We start from the raw sequence: 240 nt of genomic DNA, 5'->3' as shown, positions 1-240 counted from the left end.
AAAGAAGAAAAAGAAGAAAACAGAGAAAAAAAAAGAGAAAAGAAAAAAAAAGAAAAGGAAAGAAAAAAAAAAAAAGAGAAAAAAGAAAAAAAAAAAAAAAAAAGAAGAAAAAGAAAGAGAAAAAAAAGAAAAAAAAAAAAAAAGAAAAAAAAAAAAGAAAAAGAAAAAAAAGAAAAAAAAAAAGAAAAGAAAAAGAAAAAAGAAAAGGGGAAAAAAAGAAAAGAAGAGGGAAGAAGGAAG

Annotated in this window: 1 protein-coding gene; it reads left to right on the top strand. The window is 18.8% G+C overall.

The features are described 5' to 3' along the window. Positions 1–240, top strand: a 240-nt coding sequence (locus MTCD1_RS23850; protein ID WP_200818719.1) for a hypothetical protein, incomplete at both ends; no start/stop codon positions are given.

Origin of the sequence: Colwellia marinimaniae, assembly GCF_002207865.1 — a bacterium.
Lineage (GTDB): Bacteria > Pseudomonadota > Gammaproteobacteria > Enterobacterales > Alteromonadaceae > Colwellia > Colwellia marinimaniae.
Note: the sequence above shows the minus strand (reverse complement) of the source record. Positions and strands in the feature narration are given on the sequence as shown.